General features: G+C 67.3%; 10 protein-coding genes and 2 pseudogenes. 5 read left to right on the top strand and 7 right to left on the bottom strand.

Annotated elements, in window-relative coordinates; genetic code table 11:
* Positions 1–42: 42 nt before the first annotated feature.
* The 4 genes from ACFZCY_RS18825 to ACFZCY_RS18810 form a co-directional block, all read right to left on the bottom strand.
* Positions 43–861, bottom strand: a complete 819-nt coding sequence (locus ACFZCY_RS18825) for an oxidoreductase (protein ID WP_391174419.1) — start codon at positions 859–861, stop codon at positions 43–45.
* Between the two features lie 417 nt (positions 862–1278).
* On the bottom strand, positions 1279–1848 hold the full coding sequence (locus ACFZCY_RS18820) for a TetR family transcriptional regulator (RefSeq protein ID WP_391174188.1): 570 nt from the start codon (positions 1846–1848) through the stop codon (positions 1279–1281).
* 152 nt (positions 1849–2000) lie between these two features.
* Complete coding sequence (locus ACFZCY_RS18815) at positions 2001–3299, bottom strand: DUF3533 domain-containing protein (protein WP_391174190.1); 1299 nt, start codon at positions 3297–3299, stop codon at positions 2001–2003.
* A gap of 339 nt (positions 3300–3638) precedes the next feature.
* Positions 3639–4742: a 4Fe-4S binding protein gene (locus tag ACFZCY_RS18810; RefSeq protein WP_391174193.1), complete on the bottom strand. Its 1104-nt coding sequence runs from the start codon at positions 4740–4742 to the stop codon at positions 3639–3641.
* 912 nt (positions 4743–5654) lie between these two features.
* On the opposite strand from ACFZCY_RS18810, the gene ACFZCY_RS18805 reads away from it, so the two are divergent.
* The 5 genes and pseudogenes from ACFZCY_RS18805 to ACFZCY_RS18785 all read left to right on the top strand — a co-directional run bounded on the left by ACFZCY_RS18805 (position 5655) and on the right by ACFZCY_RS18785 (position 9053).
* Positions 5655–6110, top strand: a complete 456-nt coding sequence (locus ACFZCY_RS18805) for a zinc-binding dehydrogenase (RefSeq protein WP_391174197.1) — start codon at positions 5655–5657, stop codon at positions 6108–6110.
* An 88-nt stretch (positions 6111–6198) separates the two neighbouring features.
* Entirely contained in the window at positions 6199–6762 is a 564-nt protein-coding gene (locus tag ACFZCY_RS18800) for a TetR family transcriptional regulator (protein ID WP_391174199.1), read from the top strand.
* A 5-nt stretch (positions 6763–6767) separates the two neighbouring features.
* Positions 6768–7148 (top strand): tautomerase family protein, encoded by a 381-nt coding sequence (locus ACFZCY_RS18795; protein ID WP_391174201.1) that lies wholly within the window; start codon positions 6768–6770, stop codon positions 7146–7148.
* Between the two features lie 61 nt (positions 7149–7209).
* Positions 7210–7790 (top strand): annotated as a pseudogene (locus ACFZCY_RS18790) (integrase core domain-containing protein).
* A 201-nt stretch (positions 7791–7991) separates the two neighbouring features.
* Positions 7992–9053 (top strand): trypsin-like serine peptidase, encoded by a 1062-nt coding sequence (locus ACFZCY_RS18785; protein WP_391174203.1) that lies wholly within the window; start codon positions 7992–7994, stop codon positions 9051–9053.
* A gap of 309 nt (positions 9054–9362) precedes the next feature.
* Here the strand turns inward: ACFZCY_RS18785 and ACFZCY_RS18780 are convergent, their stop codons facing one another.
* The 3 genes and pseudogenes from ACFZCY_RS18780 to ACFZCY_RS18770 form a co-directional block, all read right to left on the bottom strand.
* On the bottom strand, positions 9363–9599 hold the full coding sequence (locus ACFZCY_RS18780) for a hypothetical protein (protein ID WP_391174205.1): 237 nt from the start codon (positions 9597–9599) through the stop codon (positions 9363–9365).
* Between the two features lie 232 nt (positions 9600–9831).
* The gene (locus ACFZCY_RS18775; protein ID WP_391174208.1) at positions 9832–10443 is read right to left on the bottom strand and encodes an ankyrin repeat domain-containing protein; all 612 of its coding nucleotides are present in this window, start codon (positions 10441–10443) and stop codon (positions 9832–9834) included.
* A 720-nt stretch (positions 10444–11163) separates the two neighbouring features.
* A pseudogene (locus ACFZCY_RS18770) lies at positions 11164–11511 on the bottom strand (transposase); the annotation flags it as partial.
* Positions 11512–11789 lie beyond the last annotated feature (278 nt).

The following is an 11789-nucleotide window of genomic DNA, read 5'->3' as shown; positions in this document are numbered from 1 at the left end:
CTCTTTTGCTCGTGGGCGTGCTTGGGCCGGCGTGGGCGGGCGTCAGCCGGCCAGCCGGTTGTACTTGCGGATCTGGCTGTAGAAGATCCGGGAGGGAACGATGCGGCGCAGCGTGCTGATTCGCCCGGCCATCGGGCCGGCGGTGTACCGCACCTTCGGATGGGTATCTGTCGCTGCCGCAATGATCGCCTTGGCGACGATGGCCGGGTCGTCACCGTCCCTGACGGCCGCGGCGATCACCTGATCGGCGACGCGACGCTGCTTGTCGTAGACGGGCAGGGGCGTGTCGGGCTGCGTACTGTTCGCCTCGAAACTGGTGCTGGTCCCGCCGGGCTCGACGAGAAGGACCCGCACGCCGTGTTCCCGGACCTCGTGGTCCAAGGACTCGGAGTACCCCTCGACCGCGTGCTTGGACGCGGCATAGGCAGCCAGGTACGGCGCCGGGATGAGCCCGAAGATGGAGGAGAGGTTGATGATGCGTCCGCCTCCCCGGGCTCGCATGTGCGGCAGCACCTCCTTCACCATGCGCATGACGCCGAAGACGTTGATGTCGAAGACGCCCTGGGCCTGCGCGACGGAGTTTTCCTCGGCCGCGCCCGTCAAGCCGATACCGGCGTTGTTGACCAGGACGTCAATCCGCCCGAACCGGTCGACCACCTGCTGGACCGTCGCGCTGACCGACGTGTCACTGGCCACGTCGAGGTCGAGGAAGGCCACTCCGTCGACCGGGGCGACGCGCGAGGTGTCGCGGCTTGTGCCGACCACGTCGAAACCCGCTTCGACCAGCGCGAGCGCGGCCGCCTTCCCGATGCCGGATGACGCACCCGTCACGAGTGCGATCGGCCGATTTGCCGTCATCATGAACTCCCGAAGCCACTGAGAAACCGATCGGTTTCCGCCACGGTAAACCGATCGGTTTTCACATGCAAGCCCAGGAGGGAACTCATCGCGGACCGCGTCGCCGACTATGTCCGGATTGGCTGATCCACCGGCGGAGGGTCCCGTTTCGGCCACAGCAGGGGCCAGAGGCGTTCACGACAGGAAGGGCTGCGAGCAGACCCTCCGCCCAATGCGACCGTGCGCCTGCATCACTGGGCGCGGATGCCGGCCAGACCACGACCTTCCTGGCGCAGGGCATGCTCCGACTACACGGTTACGACCCTCGGGTTCCTCCCGAGCGCCAGGAGGAATGACGCCGTGCGAGCTGCTCCGGCCGCCGGAGACCGCCATGCACTCGTAGAGCACATCAGTCACCCAGCCGCCCGAAGAGTCGATGCCTCAGCGCATGTCCGCAGCATCGAGCAGGGTGACCACAGTGGGCGCGATGAGCCCTGTGAGGTTGTCGGCTCCGATCCCCGCGCGAGCACTGGCGCCGTCGAAGACCAGGCTGAGCTGCCGGGCCAGCAGGTCCGGATCGCTCGCGCCACCCTGTTCGGCCTCGGCCCGGAAAAAGGCCGTCAGGTTTCTTTTGATCCGGTGCGCCACCTGGCTCGCAGGGTGGCTCTGATCCTTGAGCTCGATCTGCACCGCCAGATACCGACAGCCTCGGAACTCGGGAGCACCCGCCTCCGATTCCACGTTCTCGAAGACGCGCAGGATCCGCTCGCGGGGGGAGCGGCCATCGCCCGCCGCAGGCAGGAGCCTCGCCACGAAGGCAGAGGCACGCTCCTCCAGGCTCGCCGCCAGCAGTTCCTCCTTGCTGTCGAACAGCATGTACATCGAGCGCTTCGAAACCCCCGCCGCCTTGCACAGCGCCTCGACGCCGATGCCGACACCGTCTCGGTAGGTGAGCGTGGCCGCCGCCTCCAGCAGCCGCTCTCGGGAACTGGGCTTCACCTCGGTGCTCATAGGGGGAGGATAACTCGATTTCAGTGAAATGAAAACCGATCGGTTTTCAGGGTGTCTCGGGCGATGTCCGGCGCCGCGCACAGTCGATCGGACACCTGAACTGTGCCAGGGCTCCGCGCGACACGAGGCCCCGGCCCGGGGGCGACGTTCCGCTACGCCGGGACGGCGGTCTCATCAGGCTTCGTCTCGACGGGGATGCGGTGCAGTCCCTTGCGGTCGTACCAGCCTGTCACGCCGAAGCCGAACAGCACGGCCACCACGAGACCGACGGCCATCATCACCCATCCCCGGGCCAGGCCGGCGTCGGCCTGGGCGTCGTAGTAGAGGATCGAGCGGACGCCGCCGGTGATCTGCCGCAGCGGCTCGAACTCCGCGAGGAAGCGGTAGAAGCCCGGCAGCGCCTCGATCGGGGTGGTGGCACCGGCCGTCGGCACCGCCATCCCGATGAAGACCAGTGTGACGACCAGCATGCCGGGCGTGCCGAACACGGCAAGAAGGGTGAGCGCACCGATCCCGGAGACCGCAATGGCACACACCGAGTACAGCCACAGCAGCGGCAGGTGGGAGGCGGCCATCCCCATGATGCCGATCGCGCCGACCATGACCAGGGTGCCCATCAGCAGCGCCAGAGCGATCATGAGTGTGCTGCTGATGGCGAGGGTCTGCGCTCTCGTCGCCCGGATCAGCGGACGGTGCAGGCGCAGTGGGCCCATGTCGTTGTGGGTGTAGCCGAGGACGTGGTCCGTCTGGCCGCTGATGACATTGGCGGAGAGCATGCCGCAGACCACGAGGACGAGCGCGTAATAGAACGCGGTCAGGCCCAGGCCGCTGTGCGGGTCGAGCGGATGGCCGTCCTCAACCGTGACGGCGGCCGGGTCGGCCAGCAGGACGCGCGCCGCGGCGGGCAGCTTCGCCTGCCCGGCCACGGTCTGCGCGGTCAGTTCCTTGCCCAGCTGGAGCGAGGCACTCTCGGCCGCCGTAGTCGAAGCCGCCCGAGCCAGGCTGGAGCCCAGGCTGCCGGCGGACTGGTTGGTCAGCACCGTCAGTGCCGGGCGAACCGGGCTCTTGGGGCCTGCGGTGCCGGTCAGTGCGGTGACGGAGGAGGTGAAGTTGCCGGGCACGACGAGCGCGCCGTACAGCTTGCCCTCGCCGATCTCCTCCTTCACCTCCTTCTCGTCCATCATCTTCCAGTCGATCTTGTCCCCGCTCGTGGTGGATTTCTTGATCGACTCGGTGATCCGCGCTCCCAGATTGACCTGCTTGCCGCCGACAGCGGCCCCCGCGTCGACGTTGACCAGACCTACGGGCAGCTTCTTCATGTGATCGGCCGGATCGATGTTGGCGCCGACGTAGAACACGGTGAACAGCAGCGCGAGGACGCCGGTGATGGCGCCGTTGACGATCCACAGCGGCTTGGCTCGCAGGACGCGGAAGGGGTGGATTTTCTTCATGGCTCACTCCGGTCTGGACAACACAGCTACTCGGGAGGAGACCGGACGGCGTCGTCGCAGACCGGCGGCCCTCGGAACGTTCGCCCCTCGGCGGACCCGACCGCCACGGAACGGTGGCGCTCCTGACTCGGCGAGGGCCATCCGACGAGCGCTCGAAGCTCCATCGGAGGAGTCGGGCACCAGGCCGGATGACGTGAGAGGTGCGCCGTGCGCGAGTACGGAGCCCTTGTAGGCGTCGTATACCGAAGGCGCCTCATGCAGTACGAGCAGGCTCCAGTGTTCGCCGACGCCGGCGGGGGCGTTCACGACCGGGTACGGGTGCGGGCGCAGTGCGCCGGGTCAGGAGGACGCGGAGCGTTTCGCCGGGGGCTGCCACCCGCCGGTGACCTCTTTGACAGGCTTGTGGGGGAAGCGGCGCTGAGCGTATTCCTGCGCGTGTGAGCCCGGCAGGACGTAGAGGGTTTCCCTCTTCTCCTGGAGCGGTCGCAGCACGGTGTCCATGAAGGTCTTGCGGTCCTCCAGGTACGGGCCGAGAACATCCTCGCCGCCAGGACAGACGGCCAGGCAGTAGCCGGACTTGTAGCCGGGCGGAGAGGCCAGGCTCTGCCACATGGATGCGCTTTCGGAATCGGTGACCCGGGAGCGGTAGTCGGCGGCGTCCTGGCTGTCGGCCACGGTCTGCGCCCAGTCGGTGAACCCGCTCATGAACTCTCGGTAGTTATGTGTGGTGCAGGCGAAGAAGTCGAAGTCTCCGTCCTTACTGATGGCGCCGACCGGGCAGGAGGCGACGCACAACTTGCAGTCGATGCAGGGGTTGTAGTCCAGCGCCTGCCCGTACTCGCTCACCTGGGCGTCCACCAGGACGGTGGCCAGCAGCACGAAGTTGCCGAACTTGGGGTGGATGACGTTGCGGTGCAGACCCATCACACCGAGCCCCGCGGCCACCGCGACGGTCTTGTGCGCCACCACCCAGATCCGCTCGTTGGGGAAGCGGTCCATCTCCTGGGGGAAGCCGACAGACGGATTGAGCGCGCGGTAGCCGGCGTCCTGCAATGCTTGGGTAACGCTGCGGGCGGCATGATTGGCCTGCTCGTCGGTCTGATGGAACTCCTGGTTGGCCACGCTGCGAGCCGGGGAGCGGCAGTTGTCGCGGTTCATCCGGACCACCATCGCGATCAGGGTGCGGGTACCGGGCAACGCGGCCAGCGCGTGCTCCCGCTCGCCGGCCAGGTCGGGGTGATCCAAGCTGACCGCGGCCGCGTCGTCCGCACCGGCCGCCAGGCACAGTTCGCGCAGCCAGCCCGCGTCGATCACCGCCGGTGGGCTCGCTACGTCACCGGCCCTGCGCCGAGCGAGTACGGCCTGCACCGACGGGTGCGCAGCCAGCTTCGCCGGAAGCTCCGGAGCCGGCGGTTGCCGATCGGCGTCGCGCGCGGTAGTCATCCGATCCCCTTGTCAGCATAGTTTTCGATCTCGCCCCATGACGAGAAACCGATCAGTTTCCGACCACCGTAAACCGATCAGTTTCAACACGCAAGCCCAGGCGGCGGGCGGTTCCCGACCACACGGCGACGGCCGCGCCGGCCACTCCCCCAAGCACCGGTGCCACGGCGCGCGTCGCCCGAGCGCCACCCAGCCCACGATCCACTACGCGCGGCGAGCATGCCGCCGGCCAGGGCTTCGAGGAAGGCGGCCCGTTGCCTCAGGCCCTGCCAATCGCAAAGTGGCGCGGCTGGAGTCACCCCGAGGTGCTGATAGATGGTCACTTCGATGGTGGCCTGGCACACTATTCTTCCTGCCCCCCTCCGCCGACCGCGAGCGTCTCCACCGCTGCGGTGGCTGCCATGGCAGCCACCGCCACCAACTCGGAGTCCACTGCCCGCTCGAGCAGAGCGCGGTCCTCCACGACACCCCCGGCGTCCTCGACGCGCAGTAGCCCTCTCTGCGGGAAGCAGCACGACAGCGGGCTCGAACCCGCCGTTCCACGCACTCGTCGAAAGTCGAAATCGGACACCGCGAGCGGAACGACCAGGCGTAGTCCACCGGCTGCCCCTCGCGGCCAGCCGCCGGGACGCCCACGGGCCCACTGGGATTCCCGGCACCGACGACCAGCCCCCACCCGCATGCGCTTGTCCAGGATGCCCAAATCCGGCCGGTACGTCGTGATCGACGAGCAGAGGCCGGCATCCATGCCCGGGCACCTGGACTTCACGGAGGCGGCGACGCTGCCCTGTGCCGCGGTAACAGCCTGGTCGGCGCTGACAGAAGCCGACCCCCGGGGACACGGCGCTGGTCCAGGGATCGGGCGGCGTCTCGCTGTTCGCCCTTCAGCTCGCCCGCGCCGCGGGAGCCCGCGTGATCGCCACGACGTCCAACGAGAAGAAGGCAGCGCGACTCCTCGAACTGGGTGCGAGCAACGTGATCAACTACGTCTCCACGCCGGACTGGGGCAACGAGGTACGCAAGCTCACCGCTGGTCAGGGCACCGACGTCATCGTAGAGGTCGGCGGCGCGGGGACGAGGGCGCAGTCGATCGCAGCGATCGCGTACGCCGGCGTCATCTCGCTGGTCGGCCACCTCGCGCATGACACGACGGGCATGAACCTCCTGGACTTCACCTACAGCGGCGCAACGCTGCGCGCGATCGGCGGCGGCAGCAGGAGCGACCTGGAGGACATGATCAGGGTCATCGCGGCGTACAAGCTGCGGCCGGTGATCGACCGCGTCTTCCCCTTCGAGGAGGCGCCCGTCGCAGCATCCTCCATGGAGCGGGGTGGTCGCTTCGGCAAGGTCGTCATTCAGCACCACTGACACCGACAACGAAACGGCCTAGCTGTTGCGGGACAGCACGTTGTTGACAGAGTGAGACTCTGTACCTACTAGTGTGTACAGTTTCGCCATGACCAATCGTGATCGGCTTCTCGAAAGCGCAAGAGTCCTGCTCTGGGATCGTGGCTACGTCGGCACCAGCCCCGCAGCAATCCAGCAACACGCTAACGCGGGGCAGGGCAGCATGTACCACCACTTTGATGGCAAGCGAGGGCTTGCGATCGAAGCACTCACTGCCGCAACGCAGGACATGCGTCGGCGAGCGGAGGCGACCTTCGGTGGCTCCGCGCCGGCACTGGATCGGGTCATTGCCTACCTGCGCCTTGAGCGGGATGCCTTGCGAGGCTGCGCCGTCGGACGTATGGCGCTCGACCCGGATGTGGTCACCGATGAAGCGTTGCGGCGCCCAGTCGAGGAATTCTTCTCCTGGCTGACGGAACGTCTGCGTCAGTTGCTGGACGAGGCGCACCGTTCGGGGCAGATCGCGCCGCACCTTGTGCCCGGGGATGTGTCGGCTGCTCTGGTGGCTACGATCCAGGGCAGCTACGTGCTCGCTCGTGCCCGACAGGACCCGCGAGTCATGACGGCTTCCATCGACGGGATCGTCGCACTCCTGACCCACCAGGAGGGCTGATCTCTATGCCACTCGTCCGTATCGACGTACTGCGCATGCCGCCAGCCGAACTCGAAGCGGTCGGAAACGCCATACAGCAGGCTCTCACCGAGTCCATCGGCTTCCCGCCCGACGACCGGTTCCAGATCCTGACCAACCATGACGGCGTGACCGGAACGCTCCGGCACGGCACCTACCTTGAGATCCCGCGCGACGACGGCATCGTCTACATCGACATCACCATGCGACGCGGCAGGACCGACGAACAAAAGCGGCAGATGTACGCACAGGTCTGTCAGCGCCTCACGGAAAAGACCCGCGTTGCGCCCCACAACGTCTTCATCGTGGTCCACGAGAACCGCGAGGCCGACTGGTCCTTCGGCCACGGCCAAGCGCAGTACCTGTAGGCGTCGCGCGACACCAGCTCGCCCCGACGCCCTGCGCATAGTCACCCCGAGAAAGGGACCCGTGGCCCACGCCAACGCTCCTCTCAGCGTCGAGGGACGCCGTCGTCTCGTTGAACGCTGCAAGACCAGACCGGTCGCGCATGTCGCCTCAGAGATGGGCATCTCCCGAGCCTGCGCATCGAAGTGGGTCAACCGCTGGCGTCGCTACGGCGAGACCGGCCTGCTCGACCGGCCGTCGACAGCAATACAGCAACCCACCGCGACCAGCGCGGAGGCAGCAACCCAGATCCAAACACTTCGACGGACGCACAAGTGGTCAGCCTCTCGCATCGCCTTCGAGCTCCAAGCCGACGGCATCGAGGTCGCGCCGAACCGTTTGCCCGGGCTCTGCTCGGATCCCGGCACCAGCGGATCACGCCGTACACGCCCCGTCACAACGGAAAAGTAGAGCGGTACAACCGGATCATCGCTGAAGAGTTCCTCTACGCCCGCACATGGCTGTCCGAGGAACAGCGTCACGACGCGCTAGCAGCATGGAACGTCCACTACAACTACCACCGACCTCACAGTGCAGCGGGAGGAAAGCCACCGGCAGCACTGCTCAGGGAGGCCGTCACCAACGTCGTGACCTCCTACAACTAACGCTCGCGTCAAGGCGTCTCAAGGGATGATGCCCGATCCGAAGATCGCGATCCATCCGTCTCTGATCACTTCGAGGCGGGTGGGTGGAAGCTCATGATTTGTTCGTGGAAGGCTGCCTGCAACTCCATTCTTTCGACGGCCCGGAGTCCCCGCCGGCCCGGCTTGCGACCCTCCCCGTTCGGAGCGGATCCTGGAGGGAGAGTGGTTGGCGGCCTGCGCCCCTGCTCCGACGCATCGGCCGGTGAGGGTGCGGCGTTGCTGTTCGCCGGCCGGATCGGACTGCTGAGGAGCACTGTGATGAGTCCTCATCATCAAGAATTCCTAGGTGATCAGATTCCTCCCGACACGCTCGCCGAAGTCCAGGCACGGCGCCCGGTCCTCGGTACGGGAGCAAGGCCGGACGAGCTCCAGGAAGTGGCCATGCACCGCGTTTCCTACGTACCGTCGACGGACGCGCCGCAAGTGCGAGTGGAACGTGTGGAAGGCGAGTCCCTCTGGCGCGTCGCGGTTCCCGTGGACAGCCATTTCAATGGCGTCAGACCCCTGCGCGCACTCCGGCGCGTACCAGCCGAGACGATCGCACGGGAGATCGATTCGAAGACCTCCTTCACGGGTTTCCGGCCCTCGTGGAGTGACATCGTGTACGTCCCCCGGCGCCCCGCCTTGGACCGGTCGGACCTCCTGCGTCGATTTAACGGGACGCGTGTGACGCCGCTCTGGGTCTTCGGCAGGGACGACCGATGGGCATTCCGCGACCCCGCCTGGCCGTGGGGGCTGGTGGGCCGGATCTTCAACAGTGAGGGCTATTCAGGAACGGGCGCGCTGGTCGGAGACCGGATCGTCGTCACCGCCGGGCACATGGTGCCGTGGAAGGGGAAGGATCCCTGGATGCGGTTCGTCCCGGCCTACTACGACGGCACGTCGCTCTACGGCGCCGGCGTCGAGTCCGATGCCGCGGAGGCGTACGGCATCGACACCGGCGGCCACGTGGCCGGCTACGACTGGGCGATCCTCAGGCTGTTCGATCCGCTCGACTCCTGGCTTGGCTACTTTGGTTACAACGGCTATGCCGAGCCCTGGGAAGACCAGCCGTGGTGGAGCGTCATCGGCTACCCGGGCGCCATCGCGAACGCGAACAGGCCTTCCTTCCAAGGAGGTGTCTCCGTGACGGATCTCGATTCGGATGACGCCGGTGGGGCCGAGCTCGAATCGGACACCGCGGACATATCTTCGGGCGACTCCGGCGGGCCGATGTTCGGGTGATGGGGCAACGATCCGCGCCTCATCGGTGTCGTGAGCGGCCAGGAGGAGTCTGACTTCCTCGGGTGGCCTTCGACAAGGACAACATCATGTCTGGCGGGAACGGCTTCACCAATCTGCTGGCCTGGGGGCGCGCCAACTGGAAGTGAGGCGGCCCGGGGGAGCGAGCGGTCCGAATCTCCGCAATCCCGCTGACCATCACCGCGCCCGCCACCCCGGCGCCCGCGCCGAAGGTCCGCGAGGTCAGCTTGTCCTCGATCACTCAATCAGACCAACGACGGCGCCCCGGACACGGAAACGGGACTCGTCCGGCTACCCACGACCGTCTCGCGTGCGAGAGGTCTCGGTGCCGGCGGCGACGGCACCGTGGATGGCGGCCAAGGCGCGGGCGACGTCCAGGAGCCGGTACGCCTGCGAGCGGCTGATGCCGAACTCCGCACCGCAGTACGCCTCCCACGAGCCGTAGCCGAGCGGGAGCCACACCCGAGCGGTGTGAGCGTCGCGGACCCGGGCGGCCAGCACCGCGACAGAGCGCCGGACATCGTCCATCGCCTCCGCAGCCCGGCCGTCACATCGTCCTCCGTGCCAGCGTGCCGGACCAGGGCGAACGGAAAGCACGGCCGTCAGCACCACCTCACACCCTCACAGATCACCGTGTCTACCTGGGGAAATAGGCTGTGCGCCGCACAGATCCCACAGGGCACGCACGGGTGCCCGGCCGCTGAGTGTCCGTTGACATCGAACCTGGTCTGTTTGTCAGCGAAGTTGGACGGCTGGTGGTTCAGTCCTCGATATCCGCAGCGTGCAGGGTGTCGATGATGAGCGCGTACTTCTCTGCGGCCTCCGGATACCGCTTGGCGCCTGCGCGGGCCCCGCTCAGTGCCTTCGCTGTTGGTGTCGCACCTCGGGCGAGCAGTTGGTGCACCATCTGCACCTGGCCGAAGGCGGCCGCCCACTCAAGGGGTGTCTTGTCCTTCATCACCCCGTTGATGTCCACTCCATGGCATAGGAGCACATCCACGGTCTGCGGGTGCCCCTGCTCTGTGGCCGTTGCTGCCAGCACCAGTGGCACGTAACCCATCCTGCCCTGGGCACCGGTGGGGGCGCCGGCGTCAAGAAGGACCTTCACCACTGCCGTGTGCCCGCGCATCGCCGCCAGGCACAGCGGCGTCAACTCGCCGTACTCTCCTGCCCGCTGCCGCAGATCTGCTCCCGCAGCAAGGAGCACACGAACAGTCTCGGTGTGCCCAGCCTGCACCGCGAGGTCCAGCGCGGTACGCGTGCGCCCAGCGCTAATCGGGGCATCCACCTCGGCACCGGCACCCAGCAGGTGCGCGACCAAAGCTACGTCGCCATCGCCTGCAGCTCGTGCCAGCTGATCCGCTATGTCCATACCTTGATCATGCCTGGCCTCCAACTTCGCTGACGAACGGTCCGGGCTCGATGGCACAGGACACTTAGCACGGACGCCGTGCCGTGGACACCGACCTGCTGCCCAGCGCGCGAGGGTTCGTACAGCACTCCTGCGAGTGAACGAGGGCCCGAGTAAGCCGTGGGCGAGGCCGAATCACCGGTACCGTACGGAGCAGGAGCCGAGACAGCCATCCCGGGATCGTTGTCCCTGCCACCCCAACGCGCGGAGGGCCATCAATATCCGCGGCACGGAACGACCCCCGCCGACAGAATCACGTTGTGGGGCCATCGCCTTGGAACCGAAGGAGCCGCCGTTGCGACCGCAGGCATCGGCGATGCTGCGGGTGGTGGTGACGTTCCCGGTGAGGCCGCCGTCGGCGGCGTCGGGCATCGGCATCAGCACGATGTTGCTCCGGCCGGCCCTCAGCATGCGCGCCGAGCCGTGCGGGGAGTAGCCCAGTTCGGCGACCGCGCTCAGCACCCGGGACTGGCGAATGGTGCCTGTTCGAGCTGCCTGCGGAGGATGTCCTTGCGCGGTGGCCCTTCCACGGGCCTGACGATTTCCGTTGCTCCACGCCCGCATTGGGCCCAGGCCGTGGTGCTCATCAGGACGACGAGACAAGAGATCCCTCGGGCAGCCTGTCTGCATCCTCGACCAGTTCCCGGCCGAAGCCGGCCGGCGCCGGTCACGCCGGTGCGCGAGCACCACAGCCAGACCGGTTTCGGGGTTGCCGGAGTCCATGACGATCAGGATCTCGGGATCTCCCGGCTCCCACTGCCCGGCGTGGATCAACCGCTCGACAGCATCGCGGGCTGCCATGACGGCGGTCGCGTCGTCGGTGGGCCCAGGACGCACGGCGTCCAGTAGCGCGACCCAGGAGGTGCGGCCCGTTTCCAGGGCGGCGACGAAGGAGTACGGCCATCCCGGCACGAACTGGTCCCTGCTGCGGGCACCGCGTCCGCAGACGTGGCAGAACAGCCGGTCGTCGCTGGTCGGGGCGCCCCGGTCCAACGCCGCGTACGTAGCACCGTGCCCACGCCGGTGCTCAACCGCCGGCGGGGAAGCGCGACAAGGCGTCCAACGCCTCGCCTGCGGGCCCTGGGACGGGGAGACTCATACGCAGCGGCCGTTCTCTCATGCTTCGTTACTCGACATCTCGAAGCGTGGAGAACGGCCGCCTCCGCTGTCGCGGAAAGAACCGCAGATCAGCAGGTCGGTTGACAGGCGAGGCTGAACGTCAGGCTCAGGCAGTCAGGCGAAAGCCGCCAACTCGCGAGGCCGGCAGCCGTGCATGGATGCACCCCCGCCCGGCCACCGTTCGGTGC

Origin of the sequence: Streptomyces sp. NPDC007983 (assembly GCF_042958345.1) — a bacterium.
Classification (GTDB): domain Bacteria; phylum Actinomycetota; class Actinomycetes; order Streptomycetales; family Streptomycetaceae; genus Streptomyces.
The sequence above is the reverse complement of the archived record's forward strand: the minus strand, read 5'-3'. Positions and strand labels throughout refer to the sequence as shown.

Coding starts and splice junctions, on each gene's coding strand:
- ACFZCY_RS18825 (WP_391174419.1), bottom strand. CDS start 861: ATGATGACGGCAAATCGGCCGATCGCACTCGTGACGGGTGCGTCATCC.
- ACFZCY_RS18820 (WP_391174188.1), bottom strand. CDS start 1,848: ATGAGCACCGAGGTGAAGCCCAGTTCCCGAGAGCGGCTGCTGGAGGCG.
- ACFZCY_RS18815 (WP_391174190.1), bottom strand. CDS start 3,299: ATGAAGAAAATCCACCCCTTCCGCGTCCTGCGAGCCAAGCCGCTGTGG.
- ACFZCY_RS18810 (WP_391174193.1), bottom strand. CDS start 4,742: ATGACTACCGCGCGCGACGCCGATCGGCAACCGCCGGCTCCGGAGCTT.
- ACFZCY_RS18800 (WP_391174199.1), top strand. CDS start 6,199: ATGACCAATCGTGATCGGCTTCTCGAAAGCGCAAGAGTCCTGCTCTGG.
- ACFZCY_RS18795 (WP_391174201.1), top strand. CDS start 6,768: ATGCCACTCGTCCGTATCGACGTACTGCGCATGCCGCCAGCCGAACTC.
- ACFZCY_RS18780 (WP_391174205.1), bottom strand. CDS start 9,599: ATGGACGATGTCCGGCGCTCTGTCGCGGTGCTGGCCGCCCGGGTCCGC.
- ACFZCY_RS18775 (WP_391174208.1), bottom strand. CDS start 10,443: ATGGACATAGCGGATCAGCTGGCACGAGCTGCAGGCGATGGCGACGTA.